The organism is Brachyspira murdochii DSM 12563, assembly GCF_000092845.1.
Taxonomy (GTDB): Bacteria; Spirochaetota; Brachyspiria; order Brachyspirales; family Brachyspiraceae; genus Brachyspira; species Brachyspira murdochii.
This window is the reverse complement of the sequence record NC_014150.1, coordinates 2,986,382-3,007,611: the sequence shown is the minus strand read 5'-3', so window position 1 is coordinate 3,007,611 and position 21,230 is coordinate 2,986,382. Positions and strand designations below refer to the sequence as shown.

At 30.3% G+C, this 21,230-nt stretch carries 17 protein-coding genes; 9 read left to right on the top strand and 8 right to left on the bottom strand.

Annotation, left to right across the window (positions count from 1 at the left end; genetic code table 11):
• The first annotated feature begins 53 nt into the window (after nucleotides 1-53).
• The 9 genes from BMUR_RS13275 (at nucleotide 54) to BMUR_RS13240 (ending at nucleotide 10,018) form a co-directional block, all read left to right on the top strand.
• Complete coding sequence (locus tag BMUR_RS13275) at nucleotides 54-1,385, top strand: YgeY family selenium metabolism-linked hydrolase (RefSeq protein WP_013115056.1); 1,332 nt, start codon at nucleotides 54-56, stop codon at nucleotides 1,383-1,385.
• A gap of 48 nt (nucleotides 1,386-1,433) precedes the next feature.
• Complete coding sequence (gene ygeW / locus BMUR_RS13270; protein ID WP_013115055.1) at nucleotides 1,434-2,627, top strand: knotted carbamoyltransferase YgeW; 1,194 nt, start codon at nucleotides 1,434-1,436, stop codon at nucleotides 2,625-2,627.
• A gap of 133 nt (nucleotides 2,628-2,760) precedes the next feature.
• Complete coding sequence (arcC, locus tag BMUR_RS13265; protein ID WP_013115054.1) at nucleotides 2,761-3,702, top strand: carbamate kinase; 942 nt, start codon at nucleotides 2,761-2,763, stop codon at nucleotides 3,700-3,702.
• A 79-nt stretch (nucleotides 3,703-3,781) separates the two neighbouring features.
• On the top strand, nucleotides 3,782-4,123 hold the full coding sequence (locus BMUR_RS14835) for a hypothetical protein (RefSeq protein WP_219817437.1): 342 nt from the start codon (nucleotides 3,782-3,784) through the stop codon (nucleotides 4,121-4,123).
• Nucleotides 4,120-5,085: a solute carrier family 23 protein gene (locus BMUR_RS13260; RefSeq protein WP_222832564.1), complete on the top strand. Its 966-nt coding sequence runs from the start codon at nucleotides 4,120-4,122 to the stop codon at nucleotides 5,083-5,085. Before BMUR_RS14835 ends, BMUR_RS13260 begins: the two co-directional genes overlap by 4 nt.
• 41 nt (nucleotides 5,086-5,126) lie before the next feature.
• Complete coding sequence (locus BMUR_RS13255; protein ID WP_013115053.1) at nucleotides 5,127-7,262, top strand: xanthine dehydrogenase family protein molybdopterin-binding subunit; 2,136 nt, start codon at nucleotides 5,127-5,129, stop codon at nucleotides 7,260-7,262.
• On the top strand, nucleotides 7,262-7,750 hold the full coding sequence (locus BMUR_RS13250) for a (2Fe-2S)-binding protein (protein ID WP_013115052.1): 489 nt from the start codon (nucleotides 7,262-7,264) through the stop codon (nucleotides 7,748-7,750). Before BMUR_RS13255 ends, BMUR_RS13250 begins: the two co-directional genes overlap by 1 nt.
• The gene (locus BMUR_RS13245; protein WP_013115051.1) at nucleotides 7,741-8,592 is read left to right on the top strand and encodes an FAD binding domain-containing protein; all 852 of its coding nucleotides are present in this window, start codon (nucleotides 7,741-7,743) and stop codon (nucleotides 8,590-8,592) included. Before BMUR_RS13250 ends, BMUR_RS13245 begins: the two co-directional genes overlap by 10 nt.
• 43 nt (nucleotides 8,593-8,635) lie before the next feature.
• Nucleotides 8,636-10,018, top strand: a complete 1,383-nt coding sequence (locus BMUR_RS13240; RefSeq protein ID WP_013115050.1) for a uracil-xanthine permease family protein — start codon at nucleotides 8,636-8,638, stop codon at nucleotides 10,016-10,018.
• A 149-nt stretch (nucleotides 10,019-10,167) separates the two neighbouring features.
• Here the strand turns inward: BMUR_RS13240 and BMUR_RS13235 are convergent, their stop codons facing one another.
• The 8 genes from BMUR_RS13235 to hydG form a co-directional block, all read right to left on the bottom strand.
• On the bottom strand, nucleotides 10,168-11,022 hold the full coding sequence (locus BMUR_RS13235; protein ID WP_013115049.1) for a phosphate/phosphite/phosphonate ABC transporter substrate-binding protein: 855 nt from the start codon (nucleotides 11,020-11,022) through the stop codon (nucleotides 10,168-10,170).
• A 41-nt stretch (nucleotides 11,023-11,063) separates the two neighbouring features.
• A complete protein-coding gene (locus BMUR_RS13230; RefSeq protein ID WP_013115048.1) occupies nucleotides 11,064-12,179 on the bottom strand; it encodes an acyl-CoA dehydrogenase family protein in 1,116 nt (371 codons plus the stop codon).
• A 55-nt stretch (nucleotides 12,180-12,234) separates the two neighbouring features.
• Nucleotides 12,235-13,425: a ferritin-like domain-containing protein gene (locus BMUR_RS13225; RefSeq protein ID WP_013115047.1), complete on the bottom strand. Its 1,191-nt coding sequence runs from the start codon at nucleotides 13,423-13,425 to the stop codon at nucleotides 12,235-12,237.
• Nucleotides 13,426-13,741: 316 nt separating this feature from the next.
• On the bottom strand, nucleotides 13,742-14,926 hold the full coding sequence (gene yqeC, locus BMUR_RS13220; protein WP_013115046.1) for a selenium cofactor biosynthesis protein YqeC: 1,185 nt from the start codon (nucleotides 14,924-14,926) through the stop codon (nucleotides 13,742-13,744).
• Nucleotides 14,927-14,932: 6 nt separating this feature from the next.
• Entirely contained in the window at nucleotides 14,933-16,687 is a 1,755-nt protein-coding gene (locus BMUR_RS13215; RefSeq protein ID WP_013115045.1) for a TrkH family potassium uptake protein, read from the bottom strand.
• A 67-nt stretch (nucleotides 16,688-16,754) separates the two neighbouring features.
• Nucleotides 16,755-17,879: a [FeFe] hydrogenase H-cluster radical SAM maturase HydE gene (gene hydE / locus BMUR_RS13210; RefSeq protein ID WP_013115044.1), complete on the bottom strand. Its 1,125-nt coding sequence runs from the start codon at nucleotides 17,877-17,879 to the stop codon at nucleotides 16,755-16,757.
• A gap of 540 nt (nucleotides 17,880-18,419) precedes the next feature.
• The gene (gene hydF / locus BMUR_RS13205; RefSeq protein ID WP_013115043.1) at nucleotides 18,420-19,604 is read right to left on the bottom strand and encodes a [FeFe] hydrogenase H-cluster maturation GTPase HydF; all 1,185 of its coding nucleotides are present in this window, start codon (nucleotides 19,602-19,604) and stop codon (nucleotides 18,420-18,422) included.
• A 189-nt stretch (nucleotides 19,605-19,793) separates the two neighbouring features.
• A complete protein-coding gene (hydG, locus tag BMUR_RS13200; RefSeq protein WP_013115042.1) occupies nucleotides 19,794-21,218 on the bottom strand; it encodes a [FeFe] hydrogenase H-cluster radical SAM maturase HydG in 1,425 nt (474 codons plus the stop codon).
• Nucleotides 21,219-21,230: the final 12 nt, after the last annotated feature.

Here is a 21,230-nt window from a genome sequence, read left to right as displayed (position 1 = left end):
TAAATTTTTATTAGAAAATAATAAAAAATATATATTAGGGAGAATAAAAAATAATGAGTGCTATTTCAAAAGAACAATTTGAACAAATAAAAGCAAAAGCTGAAGGCTATAAAGCTGATATGACTAAATTCTTAAGAGATTTAATTAGAATTCCTAGTGAATCTTGCGAAGAAAAAGGCGTAATCGAAAGAATAGCTGAAGAGATGAAAAAAGTAGGATTTGATAAAGTTGATATAGATCCTATGGGTAATGTTTTAGGTTATATGGGAAGCGGTAAAACTTTAATAGGTATTGATGCTCATATAGACACTGTTGGTATAGGAAACAAAGACAACTGGAAATTTGATCCTTATGAAGGTTATGAAAATGATATCGAAATAGGCGGAAGAGGAACTTCTGACCAAGAAGGCGGTATAGTTTCTGGTGTTTACGGTGCTAAAATAATGAAAGATTTAGGTCTTTTAAATGACAAATATCAAGTTGTTGTTGTTGGTACTGTACAAGAAGAAGACTGCGACGGATTATGCTGGGAATATATATGTAAAGAAAGCAAAATTAAACCTGAATTTGTAATATCTACTGAACCTACTGACGGCGGTATTTACAGAGGTCAAAGAGGAAGAATGGAAATAAGAGTAGATGTTAAAGGTATTTCCTGCCATGGTTCTGCTCCAGAAAGGGGAGACAATGCTATTTATAAAATGGCTGATATACTTCAGGACATCAGAAGCCTTAATGAAAATGATGCTAAAGATTCTACAGAAATCAAAGGCTTAGTAAAAATGCTTGAAGAAAAATACAATCCTCAATATAAAGAAGCTAACTTCTTAGGAAGAGGTACTGTAACTGTTTCTCAAATTTTCTATACTTCACCAAGCAGATGTGCTGTTGCTGACTCATGCTCTATATCATTAGACAGAAGAATGACAGCAGGTGAAACTTGGGAAAGCTGCTTAGAAGAAATTAGAAATCTTCCTAATGTAAAAAAATATGGTGCTGAAGTATCTATGTACAACTATGACAGACCATCTTGTACAGGTTTAGTTTATCCAATAGAATGCTACTTCCCTACTTGGGTAATTCCAGAAGATCATGCTGTAACTAAAGCATTAGAAGAAGCATACAAAGGTCTTTATGGTACTGAAAGAATAGGACCTACTCCAGAAATAGATAAAGAAAGAAAAGCTCGTCCTCTTACTGATAAATGGACATTCTCTACTAATGGCGTATCTATTATGGGACGTAATGGAATACCTTGCATAGGTTTCGGACCTGGTGCTGAAGCTCAGGCTCATGCCCCTAATGAAATCACTTGGAAACAAGATTTGGTTCATTGTGCTGCTTTATATGCTGCTGTACCTACTATTTACTGTGCAAATAAATAATATAAAAAATAACCAATATAAAAATAAAATTAAAAAGGATTTTTAAATATGAGTATACAAAAATACATTTCAAAATTAGACAGCCTTGAATTCGGCAAAATGTATAAAAATGATTTCTTCCTAACTTGGGACAAAACTTTTGATGAATTACAAGCTGTTTGGACTGTTGCTGATGCTTTAAGATTTTTAAGAGAAAGCAACATCTCTACTAAAGTATTTGATTCTGGTTTGGGTATTTCTTTATTCAGAGATAATTCTACTAGAACTCGTTTCTCTTTTGCTTCTGCTTGTAATCTTTTAGGTTTGGAAGTTCAGGACTTGGACGAAGGTAAAAGCCAAATAGCTCATGGTGAAACAGTTAGAGAAACTGCAAACATGGTATCATTTATGGCTGATGTTATAGGTATCAGAGATGATATGTACATAGGTAAAGGTCATGAATACATGAAAGAAGTTTCTGATTCTGTAAGACAAGGATACAATGACGGAATATTAGAGCAAATTCCTACTTTGGTAAACTTACAATGTGATAGAGACCACCCAACACAAATGATGGCTGACTCACTTCACTTTATCCATGAATTAGGCGGATTAGAAAACCTTAAAGGTAAAAAAGTTGCTATGACTTGGGCTTATTCTCCTTCTTACGGTAAACCTTTATCTGTACCTCAAGGTGCTGCTGGTTTATTTACTAGATTGGGTATGGATGTTGCTTTGGCTTATCCAAAAGGTTATGAACTTATGCCAGAAGTTGAAGCTATTGCTAAGAAAAATGCTGAAGCTGCCGGAGTTAAATTAACTATCACTAACAGTATGGACGAAGCTTTTGAAAATGCTGATGTTGTTTATCCTAAATCTTGGGCTCCTTTTGCTGCTATGCAGGAAAGAACAGACCTTTACGGAAAAGGCGACACTGACGGTATCAAAGCTCTTGAAAAAAGATTACTAGAACAAAATGCTCAGCATAAAGATTGGTGCTGTACTGAAGAAAAAATGAAAAAAACTAAAGACGGAAAAGCATTATACTTACACTGCTTACCTGCTGATATCAATGATGTTAGCTGTAAAGACGGAGAAGTTGCTGCTTCAGTATTTGACAGATACAGAGTTCCTCTTTATAAACAAGCTAGCTACAAACCTTATGTTATAGCTGCTATGATATTCTTATCTAAATTCAGAGATCCTCAAGCTATATTAAGCAAATTAGCTTCTGATGGAAAACCAAGAGTATTTGGCTGTTAATAATTAAAAAATATAATGGTAAGTATCTATATTAAACATAATAGTGCTTACCATTTTATATCTATAATATTGTGAAAAAAAGCACTTATTATATATTATTAAATTAATTTAATTTTGATTTTAGGATATAAAAATGGAAAATAAAAAAAGAATTGTTATTGCTTTGGGCGGTAATGCTTTGGGAGATACTTTAGCAGAGCAAATGGAAGCTGTTAAAATAACTGCTAAAAATATAGTAGATTTGGTTGAAAATGGATGCGAGGTAATTGTGGCACATGGAAACGGACCTCAAGTTGGATTCATTAACAATGCTATGAATGAATATACTACTAATCATAAAACAGGTAATGATATACCTTTATCAGTATGTGTTGCTATGAGTCAGGCTTATATTGGTTATGATTTGCAGAATGCTATTATGGAAGAGTTCTCTAATAGAAATTTAGAGGTTCCTCCTATAGCTACATTAATTACACAAGTAGTAGTTGATGAAAAAGACCCTGCTTTTCAAAACCCTACTAAACCTATAGGTCAGTTTATGACTAAAGAAGAAGGAGAGGCTAAATCAAAAGAATTGGGCTGGATAGTAAAAGAAGATGCAGGAAGAGGATACAGAAGAGTTGTTGCTTCTCCAAAACCAGTTGCAATTGCTGAAAGTACAGCTATAAAGGCTATGCTCAATGAAAAAGCATTAGTTATATGCTGCGGAGGAGGAGGAATACCTGTAGTAAGAAAAGGCAATCATTTAAAAGGTATGGCTGCTGTTATAGATAAAGATTTTGCTGCTTCAGTGCTTGCTAAAGAACTTAATGCCGATATGCTTATAATATTAACTGCTGTTGAAAAAGCTGCTATTAATTTTGGTAAACCTGATGTTAAATGGCTTGATTCTATGACTGTAGAAGAAGCTAAAAAGTACTGCGATGAAGGTCAGTTTGCACCTGGTTCTATGCTTCCTAAAGTTCAGGCTTGTATGCAGTTTGCAGAAGCTACTGGAAAAGAAGCTATGATTACATTACTTGAAAAAGCTAAAGATGCTATAAACGGCAAAACAGGAACTAGAATAACTAAATAATATTTTTTATAAATAAAAAACTTAGAATATATTAATTATAGTAATATAATAAAAATATTTTAAGGAGGATCGTATCTTTATGGATATTAATAAAACAAACAAATCTAATACAGATTTGGTATATCAGCTTGAAGGTCGTCCTAATGTAGCTTCAGGTATGCAGTATGTAATGGCAATATTTACTTCTAACCTAGCTTCTATATTAATCATTGCAGGAGCATCTGCTTTATCATGGGCTGATACTGTTATAATAGTACAATATGCAATGTTTGTATCTGTATTTATAACATTTATACAGTTCTGCCATATTAAACTTGGTAAAAGCAGGAAAATCAGAGCTAACTTACCTATAGTTATGGGTACTTATTTTGATTTTATTCCTACTGCAAAAACTGCTGCTTCTATTGGAGAAATAAAATGATATTAGGAGGAGCTATGGTTGGAAGTTTAACTGAAGTCATTATGTTTTTTTTATACAAAAAATATATGCACAAATTTTTAATGGCTTTTGTTATTAGCTGTACTCTTGTAACTATTTGCGTTATCTTACTTGATTTAGGTATTGATTACTTTGCCGTAGGTTCTACTAAAAGTTTAGCTCTTGGATTATTATCTTTATTTATCACTATTATACTTCAAAAATTTGTAAAAGGAATTATTAAAAACTCAGCCATATTGACAGCTCTTATAATCGGCTATATAGCTTCCGCATTTTTGGAAATAGTAAATACTCAGGCTATAGCAGATACGTTATGGTTTATACTTCCTATACCTATGAATTTAAAATTAGAATTTTCTTTTTATGCTATATTAATCTACATAACTTATGGTTTATGGAGTATAGTAAATACTTCTGAAATTACTATATCAGGATTTGATATAAAGGCGGCAGAAAAAGAAACTTCAGAAACTATAACAGAATATGCATTAGGTTCTACTACAGCAGTATTTTTTAACTGTCTTAAAAATACTGCCTTCATACCAAATGCTGTAATAGTATCTATGATAAAAGTTATTAATAAGTTTTGTATAGCAACTGGTGCTTTTGTATTAATGCTATGCCGTTTCTTCACTAAATTGGGGGCTGTATTTTCACCTATAACTAGAGGTTCTATAATTACCCTATTTGATACGATATTAATTAACGGTATAAAAATAATAGCAAAAGCTGCTTTCAACAAATGCAATATAATAGTAATGGGAATAACATTTGCTTTAGGTCTTAGACTTGCTAATCATCAAAATGCAGTATCTAGTTTGAATATATTTATAGAATTTATATTTTATAATACTGTGTATGCAGCATGCATTATATATATACTATCAAATTTTATATTTTATTATGATAAAATAAGTAATAAGCCGGAAGATTATAATGCTTAATTGATTTTTAGGTTTAAAGTATATAAAAGGATATATAAAAAATGGAAACTTTTATTAAAGAATTAAGAAACTCTGTACCAAGAGTAGATGCTTTAGATAAGATAACAGGAAAAACAAAGTATTTAAATGATATAGATTTCGGCAAAGATATACTTCATGCAAAAATAGTATATTCTACAAAAGCAAGAGCTAAAATATTAAAAATAAATATCCCAGAACTTCCAGACGGATATTTTACTGTTGATTACAGAGATGTTCCGGGTAAAAATATGACTGCTATGGTTGTATCCGACTGGCCGCCTTTTGCTGAAGATACTGTAAGATATATCGGAGAGACTATACTTCTTGTAGTTGGGCCTGATAAAAATATAGTTTATGATATAGCAGAAAAAATTGTAATAGAGTACGAAGATTTAGAGGCATCTCTTACTATAGATGATTCCAAAAAATTATTGGGCGGTGCTATAGTAGGAGATGATAATATATTTGTATCATTTAAAGCTGGATATGGCGATGTGGATAATGCATTCAAAAAAGCAAAAACCATTATAGAAGAAACATATTATACTCCATATCAGGAACATTTGTATATGGAAGTTAATGGTGCCGTTGGTATATGGGAAAATGGAAAAGTATTAATTTACTCTTCTACTCAATGCCCGTATTATGTACGTAAAGCAGCCGCTCCAGTACTTGGGGTTGAAGATGATGAGTTAAGAATAATAGCTCCACCTATAGGCGGAGGATTTGGAGGAAAAGAGCATTACCCTGATATATTGGCTGCTGCAGTTGCTGTTGCCGCATATAAAGTAAAAAAAACTGTAAAACTCATATTAGACAGACAATTTGATATGGCTTACAGTGTAAAAAGACAGCCCGCACAAATAACAACAAAAGCAGCTCTTGATGAAAATAATAATATCATTGCTATTGATATAGTATCCGATATGGATGCAGGTGCTTATGAAGCTAGCTCAAGAGTTATTATGCAAAGATGTACATACACTGCGGCTAATGTATATAATTTTCCTAATGTAAGAGTTTTAGGAAGATTATATGCTACTAATAATGTGCCTAGCTGTGCATTCAGAGGATTCGGCGGACCTCAGGCTATATTTGCTATAGAGAGAACTATGGATAATATAGCACAAAAAATAGGCGTTGATCCTATAGAGTTAAAAAGAAAATATTTTGTCAAAAAAAATGATCCTACAATAACAGGCGGTATGTTTCATGATAATATAATACTTCCTCAAATGCTTGAATGGGCTTTAAAAGAATCAGACTATGAAAGAAAAGCAAAAGAATACAAAAACACTATGTATAAAGGAATAGGAATATCATGCTTTCTTCATGGATGTGCATTTACTGGAAGCGGCGAAAGAGATATAATAAAAGCTAAATTAAAATTAAGAAAAAAAGGAAATAAAGTAATTATACTCACTTCAAATACAGAAATAGGACAAGGACTTCATACCACATTCAAAAAAATAGCTGCATACAATTTGGGCATTCCATTAGAAAATATTGAAATAGCCGAATACGATACAGAAATTGTTCCAAATACTGGTCCAACTGTAGCTTCACGATCTGTTATGATAGTGGGATATCTAATACAAGAGGCTTCTAAAAAGTTAAAACAAAGATGGAATGAATCTGAAGAAATAGAAATAATAGAAGACTATAAACACCCTACACATTTAATAGATTGGGATACTTCTGCTTTAAGAGGAGATGCCTATCCTAGCTACGGACTTGGAATTAATGTTGTGGAAGTTGAAATTGACAAGGTTACATTAGAAGTAAAAATTGTAGGCGTTTGGGCTGTATTTGACTGCGGATATCCTATAGATGAAAAAATAGTTGAAGGACAAATTAAGGGCGGAGTTGCTCAAGCATTGGGCTGGGGAGCTTTGGAGAAAATAGTAAATAAAAATGGAAGATTCCTTCAGGTAAAAATGTCTGATTACATGATACCTACTTCTTTGGATTTGCCGGAAATAAAGACCTGCATTATGTGTGAGCCTTATGAATACGGACCTTTAGGTGCTAAGGGTGTCGGAGAGATAACATTTGACGGAGCTGCTAGTGCTTATGCTTCAGCTATGGAAAATGCTTTGAATTATCATTTCACAAGTATTCCTATACTGCCTGAAAATATTGCGGAGGTATTATAATGGCTATAAACTTTACCGTTAATGGGGAAAAAATTACTACAGAACTAAATCCTTTAACTAGGTTAATAGATTTCTTACGCGATGAATTAAAACTCACTGGTACTAAAGAAGGATGCGGAGAAGGAGAATGCGGTGCTTGTGCCGTATTTTTAGATAAAAAAGTAGTGAACTCTTGTCTTATACCTATAGCATTATGTGAAGGCAAAGAAATAATTACTATAGAAGGGTATACAAAAACAGAAAAAGGAAAAATTGTAGTTCAGGCTTTTTTAGATGAGGGTGCTGTGCAATGCGGTTTTTGTACGCCGGGTATGGTGATGTCTTCTGAGGCAGTATTAAGCAGTACTAAAGGAAAACCTACTGAAGATGATATAAGAAAAGGTTTATCAGGTAATCTATGCAGATGCACTGGGTATGACCATATAGTTAATGCTGTATTAAGAGCTTCTGATATAGCTTCTAAGGAGGGTAAAAACCTATGGCAGTAGAGAAAACTTTAAAAGCAAAAAATATAAATGAAGCTTTAGAATTAAAAGCTAAATATAATCCTATAATATTTGCAGGCGGTACTGATTTGATGGTTGAGCATTTGAGAGGAAGTAATTTAATAGCTAAATTTGACAGACCTGTATTATTTATAAATTATTTAGATGAATTAAAAGGTATAAAAGAAGATGAAAATAATATAATCATAGGAGCATTAACCACTTTTGATGAAATTATTAAATCTCCTTTAATTCCTCAAGTATTAAAAGAAAGTGCATCCGGTATAGCAGGTCCTCCTATTAGAAATATAGCCACTATCGGCGGAAATATCTGCAATGCTTCGCCTTCAGCTGACAGCCTTCCAGCATTGTATGCAATGGACAGTATTTTAAGATTAAAAACTAAAGGTTCAGAGAGGGATATAAAAATTAAAGATTTTATTACCGGAATAGGAAAAACTACTATTAAAGATGATGAAATACTCACCCATATAATAATACCAAAAAAAGATTATAAATATTCTTTCTACAAAAAAATAGGTACTAGAAAAGCTAATGCATTATCAAAACTAGCAATATGTGCTTTAGCTCTTAAAGAAAATAATAAATACAGATTTAAAATAAGTTTCTGTACATTAGGAACTACTATAACAAGAGATGAAGCTATAGAAGAAAAATTTATAACTTCAAATACTCTTGAATGGCAAAACAGCATTAATCTTATACAGGAAGCATATTCTAATATTATGAAACCTAGAGACAGTGCAAGGTCAACCACTCTGTATAGGAAAAAATGTGCTTTAAATTTAATAAAATATTTTATAGAGCATATCTGTACAAAATAGTTTATTAATTTAAATAAAACAATTTAATGAATGGAGAAGAAATATGAGTACAAATGAAAAAACTCAAAACGCTTTGTTTGAATACGAAGCCGTTCCAAAGATGTCGCAGGCTTTTCCGCTAGCTATTCAGCATGTAGTTGCTATGATTGTAGGCTGTGTAACACCTGCACTTATAGTATCATCTGCAGCAGGTCTTAAAAGCGGAAGTCCGGAACAAATACTCTTAGTTCAGTCATCTTTAGTATTTGCTGCTATTTCTACAATAATAATGGTTTTCCCAATACCTATCACTAAAAATTATCATATAGGGGCAAGACTTCCAATGATTATTGGTGTTAGTTTTGCATATGTATCTACTATGCAGTCTATAGCAAGAGGTCCTGAAGGTACAGGTCTTGGAGCTCAAGGCCTTGCTATTATATTTGGTGCTCAGGTAATAGGCGGTATAGTAGCCATTATATTCGGGTTTGCTGTTGAAAAAATAAGAAAGTTATTTCCTCCTCTAATAGCTGGTACTGTTGTATTTACCGTTGGTCTTTCTTTATATCCTACTGCTGTAAGATATATGGCTGGAGGAAGCACATTATATAGTATAAATGGAGAGGTTGTTCCTTTTGGTTCTTGGCAGTATTGGGCTGTTGCTTTTATCACTCTTATTGCTGTTATTATATTCAATCAGTTTACTAAAGGGTTTTTAAAACTAGCTTCTATACTTATGGGATTAATAGTAGGATATATAGCTGCTTTTTTCTTTGGAATGATTAATTTTACTAGTGTTGCTAATGCCGGTATTTTCCAAGCTCCGAAACTACTTCCTTTCGGTATAGAGTTTGATCCTTCTGCTTGTATTGCTATAGCTCTTTTATTTGCTGTAAACTCTGTTCAGGCTATAGGAGATTTCTCAGCTACTACTTCAGGAGGTATGGGAAGAATGCCTAGCGATAAAGAATTAAAATGCGGCATCACAGCTTACGGTCTTACTAATATATTATCTTCTATGTTCGGATGTCTGCCTACTGCTACTTACAGTCAGAACGTTGGTATAGTTGCTACTACTAAAGTTATCAATAGAATAGTATTTTTAATTGCTGCTATTATCATATTAGTTGCAGGATTATTCCCTAAATTTTCTGCTTTACTTACTACTATACCTTCATGTGTGCTTGGAGGGGCTACTATTATGGTATTTGCTTCTATTGCTATGACTGGTATAAAATTGGTATTCACTGAAAATATGGGACCTAGAAATACTTTAATAGTTGGTCTTGCTGTTGCTTTAGGTATGGGTACTGTTCAAGTTGGCGGTGCTTTAGATACTTTCCCTGCTTGGGCTAAAACTGTATTTGGAAGCAGCCCTGTTGTTATAGCTACTTGTGTTGCTATTATACTTAATGTTGTTCTTCCTAAAGAAGAAGCTAAAAAATAAAATTATAAAGATATAATCATAATAAAAATAAAGCATAAGTTATTATTAATTTAATACTTATGCTTTTTATTTTAATATAAAATAACAAACAAAAAGGACTTTATATGAAAATATAAAGCCCCAGATAACATTATGATAAATATTTATTTTTATTTATTGCCAAAATAATTTTGTTCTCTCATAGCTTTATATAAAGAATCATATCCTCTAAGCTCTTTTTCACCTACAGCAATCCATTTATTTAATCCTTCCATAGACATCATCTTTTTAATTATAGGATCATCTTTGCTTTGGGAAGTAAGCATTTTAACAAATGCATCTCCTGCCTCTTTATCAAAATCAGGCATAACTGAGAAATTACAATGACAAAATTCAGGACCAGTATAAAAAGATATTAGTTCTCCATCTGGATATAATCCTTCTTCAAGTATACGTATCCAAGTAGTAGAACCTATACTTCCAGCATCTAATGCTCCGCTTTTTATATCATCTAATACATGCCATTCACTTTTACCTGTATCGCCATGTTTTCCCAAATCTGTATTGTATCGTACTATATTAACACAATTCGGATCTGTATCAGCATTAAGATCTATTTCTTTTATTTGCAAACCAGCTTCTTTTATATATTGTATAGGTAATATAGCTGCCTGAGAAGAGTCATAACTTCCAACTCCGAATTTTTTACCTTTTAAATCTTCCAATTTTTTTATTGTACTGTCTTTTTTCACAATAAATTTACTTGTAAAATTAGTATCTGTATCTCTCATAGCTAAAGCTCTGGCTTTATCATTAGTAGCATATAAAGTTTGAATCCAAGCTACATTTGTATTCCAAGCTATATCTATATGACCTTTTAATAAAGAATCAACTTGTCTCTCATAATTTGAAAATAAAACATAATCAAGTTTTAATCCGTATTCATTACTATAATCTCTTATTATATCCCATACTCCTACAACCTTAGGATCATAAGCAACAGCACCAAGTAATAATGTTTTCATTTTATCTCCTTAAATACAAATAATATTTTCTTAATTTTATTTTATAATACTATAGCATCACCTAGCCAAGTTTTTAATACATCAATACCAGGTGCCATAACAGGAGCAGCCAAAGCATCTCTCATATATCTTTCTAGAGGAAGTCTTTTAGCATAGGCATTTCCGCCGCCTAATTTCATAGCTTTTTGACAGCAGTAAGCAGCAGCCTCAATAGAATTAATTCGGCATCCAAATACTTTTAAAGTAGCATCAGCTTCTTTATTTTCAACTGCATTAGCAGCAGCAAATGTAAAGTCAACAGCTGACTGCATTCTAGTATATATTTCAGCTAAATTAACTCTAACCATTTCTATATCAGATAAAGATTTTCCATCAGTATATTTTCTATTCTTTGTATAATCCAATATACAATTATAAGCATTCCTAGCAAGTCCGCTATAAACAGCACCAAGACCAAATACAAAATATGCAGTAATACTCATAGCTTGATTTCCGCCGTCCCCTTCTTTTCCAACTCTGTAGAATGTATCAAGTTCTACATCATTATAACAAACAGGCATAGAAGCATTTCCTCTCATACCTAAACCATCCCATTTATTTTCCTCATGAACCATTCCATTTAATTTGTGATTAACTAACCAGTTATTTAAAGTACCTTTATTTTCACAGGAGTTTGTGAGAGTTAAATAATAATCAGCAAATAAAGCACTAGTTACAAAACTTTTTCTTCCTTTAAGTATGATTTTATCGCCTGATTTAGTTTCTGTCATATCAGGACTTCCAAAATGCGTACCGCTTCCGCTTTCACTATAAGCCAAAGCAAGTGCTATTTCACCTTTAGCTATTTTTGGTAAAAACTCTTTTTTTTGCTCATCACTTCCAAAAAACACTATAGATAAAGTTGCAACATTATGCATCATATAACACAAAGCTGTAGTAGCACAATAATTAGCTAAAGCATGAACAACTTCTGCATGTTCTCTGGCTCCACCTCCCATTCCACCATATTCTTTAGGAACGACTAGCCCCATATAACCTTGTTTTCTAAGCTCATTATAAGCTTCTTTTGGAAATCTTGCATTTTTGTCTACATCTTCCGTATAAGGTGCAACATATTTTTTTGCAAATTCAATTGCATCATCAAAAATTTTACTCATTTTCTAATTCTCCTTTTTTAAATATTTGTAATTTATATAAAAATAATATTGATAATCACATGAAATTAGGGGTATGTTTCTTAGATATATCAACAGCCAAATCTTCATCTATCCCTATATCAACAAGCCTTTGAACTCTATTAATATGCATTTTTTCTTTAAGCTCTCCGACTAAATCCATACCTGTTTTATATTGACTATATGATGTACCCCCACCTGCTAAAAATGCCATAGACTCTATAAGTAAAGTAGATTCTCCGTTTAACTCATCTAAATATTCTTTTCTTTTAAAAACTGCTTCTTTTAAAATATTAACTTTTTTAGGATTGTATTTTAAAACTTGTTTTATATGATTCATGCCATAAGCTACATGTCTTAATTCATCTATTCTAACTAATCTTAAAAGTTTTTTAGTTGCCTCATCTTGTGTATATTTTTCTAAAAAACTTAATAAATCTACAAAAGTACCTTCACCCATTATATGAAGCAAAAAACTAGATTTTAAATAATTATTTTCTTTATACAATGTATATAAGGAATTTTGAGTTATTATTGAAGAATATTGAACCCCCATACCATTTATATTAGCTCTTCTAATAAAAGCATCTATATGCCTCGCTTCATCATTCATAAGTGATGACAAAAATAAAGGTACTTCATAAAAATAAGGACTTATTTTTGATATGAATTTACTAGGAACATATAAAGCAGAAAATTCATTCTCTGTTAAATATGTCATAATTTGTGCTATAGCAAATTCCATATCCTTATCATAATTAGGTATTTCTTTCCATTCTATATCTGAAGAACTATTCCACTGACTCTTTTTTGTATCTTCGTAAAGCTTTGTTATATTATTATTCCATATATCTTCTTTATAATCCAAATCAAAACCATAATCAGGTGAACCATTTTCAGCAACACTGTTTCTTGGAGCAAGACCTATATTTGATTCTGGGTAACTTCTTAATTCTGATTTATCAGTGTCAAATTTAGGAAAATTAGTACTAGATTTTTTCTTAATATAATAACTATACAATTCTTTATTTTTTATTTTATCAAGAAATGTTTCTCCTTTAAATACACAGTACGATTTTAAATCACTTTCCAAATTATCAGAAAATGAAACGATTTCTATAATATCATCTTTATTAGATATCAAAAGAGAATTTTCTATTCTAAAGAAAAAAGATTTTCCTATAGGCAAATCACCTAAAAATATACTTTTATTAACATTATAACTCATAAAGCTTCCTTAAAAGATAAGTGTAATATAATAATATTGTTATTTAGAATAAATTAGAATAAACGCACGGCTTATTATAGAGAGATTGTCTCGGGAAAATAAAAATTATTATAGAAATAAATAGACATATAAACATTTTCTAATAAATACATTTTTTAATCCCGATCAATTTATTACTAGGTATAATAACATGAAAAACATTAAAGTCAATATATTGAAAACAAAAATTATATTAAATAAATATAAAATCCGTTATAAAAAACATAAATACATATAAAAAAATGAATTATTAAAGTTAATAAACATTTTAATATCATCATTTTAAATCTTCTCTTGTATCTATATCTTTTAATTTATTTTCATCTATTGTATAAAAAAAACAGTCATCTATATTTTTTTTAATAATCTTTAATGCTCCGCTGTCATACTCTAAACTTAAAATTTCATCAATATATCTTGATGAAAATACCGCAGGATTAGAAGGTCTATCTCCTGTAAACATAGCTCCTATATTTTTATGACTATAATAAAAATATTTAAGCATATTAAAAATATCATTACTTTCTAAAACATGCATATCGCATACAAAAAAAGCAAAAGAGTCAGAATTTATTTTTAAAGCCTCATTAATACCAAGTTTTATAGAAGAGCTTATACCTTCATTATGATTATCATTATATACTGAAATATAATCTTTATTTTCAAATGTTTTATTTATTATCTCATCATATATACTTACTGCTATTACAGAAGTTTCTATATTTTTTAGCTTTTCATCTTCTTTAAATAATTTTCTTACATATGATATTTTATTAATGGTGTTTTCAAATAATGTTTTATTATTTAGATTTTTAAACTTATGAATTAATTTATTACCATTAAAACGCTTACTGCTGCCAGAAGCTAATATAATAAATGCTGTTTTTTTATATGTAATATTATTATTCTTTGTAAAATCATTTAAATATAAACTTATATTACTGCATTTATTTTTTAGTTTATTTATATAATATTTATCTGCAATATATTTAATAGTTTTAAAATCTACTATCTTTTCACTATCTATTTCACTGCATAAATTATATCTAAAACAAACCTCTCTAAATTTTCTTCCTAAACCATGAAGCCCCATAACCACAACTATTTTCTCTATTTTTCCGTATAAAAACTCTGGTATAATAGGCTCTTCATCATTAGGTATTTTTATAGGATAATACTTCGCTCCGTCTGCCTCTATCAAAACAATATCCGCCAAGTTAATAGCTTTTTTTAATTCATCATCTCCTCTATACATTAGTTTTTTATCATCATAATATCTGCCTAACACAATAATATTATCATTATCAAAAGAATGTGAATCTATTGTTTCTGTGTATTTTTTAGGTTTAAAAATTTTTGCTGTTGTTGTTATAACTACCCTTTTATCTTTATAACTTTCTGATAACTTTTTTATATAAGAAGTTTTTCCTCCTGCACCGCATACAACAATAACTTTAGACATAATATTTTAACCAATAGTTACATCACTTGTAGGCAAATCTATTATTCCATATTTTCCCTGATTAATAGAACCTATGCTCATAAATAAAGTAAGATACCCTACTCTTCCTATAAACATCAATAGTATAAGTATTAATTTGCTCCATACTGTAACTGTAGGAGTAATACCCAAAGAAAGCCCTACTGTACTTATAGCTGATACTGCCTCAAAAAGTATAGGCATCATATTTTTTGATTTTTCTATATAAAACATAATAAATGAAGCAAGTACAGAAATGCTTATAGCAAGTGTAACTATAGCAACAGATTTATTAACAGTATCACTTTTTATTTTTCTGCCATTAACCACAATATAAGGTCTGTTAAAAATTGCTGTAATTACTGAAAACATAAAAACAAATAATGTAGTAGTTTTTACACCTCCGCCAGTACTGTTGGGAGAAGCACCTACAAACATTAAAAATATTACTACTCCTATAGTAACAGTACTCATAGAATTATATGCTATAGTTTCAAAGCCTGCTGTTCTAGGACTTACACTTTGAAATAATGAAACTAATATTTTTTCTTTTAAAGGCAAATCTTTTAAAGAATTTGAATATTCATTAAAAAATATGAAAACACTTCCTACTATTATCAACATAACACTTGTATATATAACTATTCTAGCCTGAACATCAAATACGTATCTTTGTCCCTTTATCTTATTAATTACAGCCCTTGACACTGTAAGCATTACTGGATATCCTATACCTCCCAAAGTGATAAGAAGCATAATAGTAACATTAACTGTAATATTTGCTGAATACTGATGAAGATTATCTGTATAAAGAGAAAATCCTGCATTACAAAAAGCACTTACAGAGTGAAACACAGACGAAAATATACGCATTCCTAATTTACTGTCAGTTTCCATAACAGTAAATAAAGAAACAGCTCCTAATAGTTCTATGAAAAATGTTGATAAAAAGATTACTTTTACTGTTGATTGTATAATATCTTTATTTTGAGTATTAAACATCTCTAAAGTTCTAACCCTATCCTGAACACTTCCTTTATTTACCGAAAACAAAAGCACTATCGCCGATATAGACATAATACCAAGTCCGCCTATTTGTATAAGAATTATTAATACAACTTGCCCAAATAATGTAAACTCTTTGGATATATCTATAACACTAAGCCCTGTAACACATACTGCACTTGTTGCTGTAAATAAAGCATCAACGAATGATAATTTACCGCTTACTGTACTTAAAGGAAGATATAATAATAAGCTTCCTAATGTTATAACAAATACAAAAGAAGCTATAATCATTTGATATAATGTAAACTTAGAATACGATAATCTTAGCCAATTTATAACTATAACCAAAAAGAAAAGTATTGACCCTGCTATAGTCCATATTATTCTATTTGCATATATATCATAATATTTTTTGCTGAAAAAATTAAGAAGTAAAAGCCCTATAAGCTGAATAATTGGCACTACTATATAAAGTTTCCTAGGTGCTATTCTTATTTGATCTATAAGTATAAAAACAAAACAAACTGTAATAATATTAATTATTTTATCATAATTGGCTATATAAAAATTACTGGCATTAATCTGTCTTACCTGCATAAGAAGAACAAATATTGCAAATATAGAACCTGCTATTGCTACTAAATTTGATACTCTTCTAAAAAGCTCATCTATAGTCTGTATTATATTTTTATTATTTATATTATTACCTGTTCTGTTATTAAATATATTTTTCATAAACTAATCTTTATTTTTATAGTATAAGTATTTTAATATATATTTAACTATATGTAAATATATAATTTTATTTTTTGCCTCTGCTTATATCATAATCGCCTCTCATTCCAGTAAGAATATACCCGATATTTTTCATATTATTTTTTAAACTTTCAACGCCCTCAGCAGATTCAGTTCCTGTAGCTATTTTATCATTATACAATAAATATTTTTTTCTAACGTCCATAGGAGATAAATTAGGCATAACAACATTAGAACCATGAAGTATACCCATTTCTCGTCCTCCCTCTTTTATAGTGCCTAAAGCTGTAGTAGCGGGTATTAATGCTAAAGGAAAAATTAAACGAAGTATGCTTATGAGTATTAAAGTAAGTTCCAACTCTCCTTTTTTCTCATTAGAAAAAGGTGTATCTTTATGCGGCAAAAATGGTCCTATACCTATCATCTCTGGTTTTATTTCCTGCATAAATACCAAATCACAAGCAATATTTTCTAAAGTTTGATACGGACTTCCTACCATAATTCCTGTACCTGTTTGAAAGCCTAACTTTTTTAAACTCCTTAAACATTCTTTTCTGTTATACAAACTCATGTCTATTGGGTGAAGTTTTGAATAATGAGTATTATCTGAAGTTTCATGCCTTAATAAAAATCTGTCAGCTCCTTTTTCTTTTAATACTCTGTAATACTCTTCTTCTTTTTCCCCTATTGATAATGTTAATGCACAGTCTGGGAATTTAGTTTTAATAGCATCCACTATATCAGACATTATACTTATATTGTAATAAGGATCTTCTCCGCCTTGCAAAACAAAAGTTCTAAATCCTATTTCATAACCAAGTTCGCAGCATGATAAAATATCTTCTTTATTTAATCTATACCTTTCAGCATTTTTATTGCTCTTTCTTATACCGCAGTATATACAGTCATTTTTGCAGTAATTGGTAAACTCTATAAGCCCTCGCATAAAAACATACTTTCCAAATATTTTATCTGCCTTTTCCCTAGCCTTCACTCTAAGATATTCTTTTAATTCTTTTATGCTCTCTTCTTCTTTCTGAGTTAATTGTTTTTTATTAATATTATTATCGTACTCAAAAGATGATAATAACACTAAAGCATCATCATAGGATATGCTCTCTTCTTTATCTATTTTTTTAATAATTTCTTTTGCTTTATTTATATTAATCAAGTTTATATTCCTTTATTTTTAATTTTTAGTAAAAATACTTACTAAATTGCTGTTATTTTCATAACTAATTTATGTTTTATTTTAAAAAATTTAATAAATTATCTAAAATATAAAACACAACTAATATTATTTTTTATTTGCACTTTTGCCTGCAGTAGGCACACTTCGTATGGTTCTTTGACGAAGTCCACACCGTGTAGATACAGGAAAAAGAACAACAAAAAATTGACAAACTTAATTTTCTAATTTAAAATATTTGCGGGGCTTTGCCCCGCACACCAGTTCTTTTATTGGTATAAAAGAACCAAAAAAACTGCATTTTTAACCCAAATTTTAGATATTACCACACATTTAATACATATTATAATAATGTAAGGCTGTAGCAATTGCGTTTTCGCGTAGCGTGCCTGCGGCAGCAACTTTTTTGTACGTCAAAAAAGTTGATAATACATTTACAAAATATAAAAATTGACAAAATGTAGTTGTTTAGGTATATATTGTTAATAATTTATTTTATTTGTAATACTAAAAAATACTTTTTTATATATATTGCACTCCATTAATCTTTGCTATAGTCATGCCATAATTAGTTATTGGAACATTCTGCTCTTCGCATATTCTTATTCTATTTAAAATATGCTTTCTAGTACCCATACACCCGCCGCAATGTATTACCAAATCATATTTAGACAAATCATCTGGAAAATCATTTCCTACAGCATAGTCTATATCAAAGTCAAAACCAAATTTCTTTTTTAAAAGATTAGGTATTTTTACTCTTCCAATATCACCCTCCAAAGGAACATGAGTACAGCTTTCTGCAATTAATAATTTGCTCTCTTTTGTAAGATTGTCTATAAAGTCAGCACCTCTTTTATATACTTCTTCATTTCCTTTGTATCTTGCAAAAAGCACAGAAAATGAAGTTAAAAGGCTTTCTTTAGGTTTTAACTTTTCTACTTCTTTGAAAACTTGCGAATCTGTTATTATCACTTTAGGAGGCTTACTTAATGCTTTAATAGCTTTTTCAAACTTATCAAAAGTAGAAGCAATAATAACAGCCTTATTGTCTAAAATATCTCTTATAGTCTGTACTTGCGGAAGTATAAGACGCCCCTTTGGTGCCTGAATATCTTGAGGCATAACAAGCATTACAATATCATCTTCTTTAATTATATGCCCTGTTATACTAATTTCTTCTGTTTTTGGAATTGACGATTTTATAGATTCTATTAGATTATCAATATTAACTCTGCTATTGGCACTAATTGAAACAACTTCTAAATCGAACATTTCTTTTATATTCTGTTCTATATTTTTATAATTATCATTTAAATCTATTTTGTTTAATACGGCTATAACAGGTATTTCCAAACTTACAAGCTCATTTTTCCATTTTAATTCAAGCAAATAATCATTATTAATAAAAGAAGAATCAAATACAAGTAAAGCAATATCAGCAGATTCCATAATCTTTCTAGTTTTATGTATTCTCAAAGCTCCAAGCTCACCCTCATCATCAAAACCAGCAGTATCAACTATGACACATGCTCCTATTGCATTTATCTCTATAGCTTTTTTTACAGGGTCTGTTGTAGTTCCTGCAGTATCAGATACTATTGCTACGTCTTGATTTGCAATTGCATTTATGATGCTAGATTTACCTGCATTTCTTCTTCCAAATATTGCAATATGCGTTCTATTTGAATTTGGTGTAGTATTCATATTTCATTCCATTTTATTTATATTATAATTAATAATATTCAAAAAATTTATTTAATTCTTATTTCTAAATATAACAAATAAAATACACCGAGCAAATAAAAGTTATATTTTTCTGCTCGGTGAAATAAATATCCCATAAAATTAAATCAACAATTTATACCTAAATATATAAAATAGATTATATACAAATTAAAATTTAAAATCTCTTCTTCCTTCATCTATACCTTTTAAAGCATCAACCAATCTTGATTTTACTTTTTCATTAGGTACTCTCTCTATTTCATTTGCCATAACTTTATCTATAGATTTTCTAGTTTCTTCTTTGGCATAATCATTTTTATATTCTTTTAATGTTATTATAGCATTGGCCTGACAGAAATTTTTTATTTGTCCGCTCTTAGCAAAAGCCATAAATCTGTCTCCTGTTCTACCTTCTCTATAGCAGGCAGTACAGAAGCTAGGTAAATAACCTATATCAGAAAGCCATTTAATAATATCATCAAGCGAACGGTTATCAGATATCTCAAACTGTTTTGAATTTTCTTCTTCCTCTTCAACATATCCTCCGACACTAGTTCTTGAACCTCCGCTTATTTGAGAAACTCCTACTTCTAATGCCTCCTCTCTTGATTTTTGGCTCTCTCTTGTAGAAACTATTATACCAGTATAAGGAACAGCAATTCTTAAAACAGCAACTATCTTTTTAAATAAACTATCAACTATGGCATTAGGAAAACTTTTAACATCAACATCATCAGCAGGTCTTATTCTAGGAACACTTATAGTATGAGGTCCGCAGCCAAAAGTATCTTCCAAATGTTTAGCATGATAGAGCATAGCAGTAAAATCATACTTATAATCATAAAGCCCGAATAATACACCTATACCTACATCATCGATACCGCCTTCCATCGCTCTGTCCATTGCCTCTGTATGATATTCATAGTTGCTTTTAGGTCCGCTTGGGTGAACTTTCTCATAAGTATGTTTATGATAAGTTTCTTGGAATAACACATAAGTACCGATTCCAGCATCTTTTAACTTTCTATAATTTTCAACTGTAGTAGCGGCAATATTTACATTAACTCTTCTGATGGCTCCGTTTTTATGTTTAATACTGTATATTGTTTTTATAGATTCAAGTAAATACTCCATGCTAGCATAATCTGGGTCTTCTCCAGTTTCTAAAGCAAGTCTTTTATGTCCCATATTCTGCAATGCTGTAACTTCTGCTCTAATTTCATCTTGAGTTAATTGTTTTCTTGCTATATGACCATTTTTGGCATGATAAGGACAGTAAACACAGCCGTTTATACAATAGTTAGATAAATAAAGCGGAGCAAATAAAACTATTCTTTTACCATATATTTCTAATTTGATTTTCTTTGCTATTTCAAACATCTCATTTTCAGCATCTTTGTCATTGCAAAGAAGTAAAGCTAATGCCTCTTTAGGCTCTAAGCCTTTCATTTCATTAGCTTTATCTAATATTTCTCTTATATTATAGTTGCCATTTTCTACTTCGGATATTGTTTTTAGAATTTCCTCATCATTGATAAACTCATTTGCATTTCTTGATTTAGAATCGTATTTGAATAAAGTTTTTAAAGACATAAAATATACTCC

Bases quoted from the DNA above. Each gene is read 5' to 3' on its own strand.
- BMUR_RS13275 (WP_013115056.1), top strand. From the start codon at position 54: ATGAGTGCTATTTCAAAAGAACAATTTGAACAAATAAAAGCAAAAGCT.
- BMUR_RS13240 (WP_013115050.1), top strand. From the start codon at position 8,636: ATGAGTACAAATGAAAAAACTCAAAACGCTTTGTTTGAATACGAAGCC.
- hydF (WP_013115043.1), bottom strand. From the start codon at position 19,604: ATGAATACTACACCAAATTCAAATAGAACGCATATTGCAATATTTGGA.
- ygeW (WP_013115055.1), top strand. From the start codon at position 1,434: ATGAGTATACAAAAATACATTTCAAAATTAGACAGCCTTGAATTCGGC.
- BMUR_RS13250 (WP_013115052.1), top strand. From the start codon at position 7,262: ATGGCTATAAACTTTACCGTTAATGGGGAAAAAATTACTACAGAACTA.
- BMUR_RS13245 (WP_013115051.1), top strand. From the start codon at position 7,741: ATGGCAGTAGAGAAAACTTTAAAAGCAAAAAATATAAATGAAGCTTTA.
- BMUR_RS13260 (WP_222832564.1), top strand. From the start codon at position 4,120: ATGATATTAGGAGGAGCTATGGTTGGAAGTTTAACTGAAGTCATTATG.
- arcC (WP_013115054.1), top strand. From the start codon at position 2,761: ATGGAAAATAAAAAAAGAATTGTTATTGCTTTGGGCGGTAATGCTTTG.
- BMUR_RS13215 (WP_013115045.1), bottom strand. From the start codon at position 16,687: ATGAAAAATATATTTAATAACAGAACAGGTAATAATATAAATAATAAA.
- BMUR_RS13235 (WP_013115049.1), bottom strand. From the start codon at position 11,022: ATGAAAACATTATTACTTGGTGCTGTTGCTTATGATCCTAAGGTTGTA.
- BMUR_RS13230 (WP_013115048.1), bottom strand. From the start codon at position 12,179: ATGAGTAAAATTTTTGATGATGCAATTGAATTTGCAAAAAAATATGTT.
- yqeC (WP_013115046.1), bottom strand. From the start codon at position 14,926: ATGTCTAAAGTTATTGTTGTATGCGGTGCAGGAGGAAAAACTTCTTAT.
- BMUR_RS13255 (WP_013115053.1), top strand. From the start codon at position 5,127: ATGGAAACTTTTATTAAAGAATTAAGAAACTCTGTACCAAGAGTAGAT.
- BMUR_RS13225 (WP_013115047.1), bottom strand. From the start codon at position 13,425: ATGAGTTATAATGTTAATAAAAGTATATTTTTAGGTGATTTGCCTATA.
- BMUR_RS14835 (WP_219817437.1), top strand. From the start codon at position 3,782: ATGGATATTAATAAAACAAACAAATCTAATACAGATTTGGTATATCAG.
- hydG (WP_013115042.1), bottom strand. From the start codon at position 21,218: ATGTCTTTAAAAACTTTATTCAAATACGATTCTAAATCAAGAAATGCA.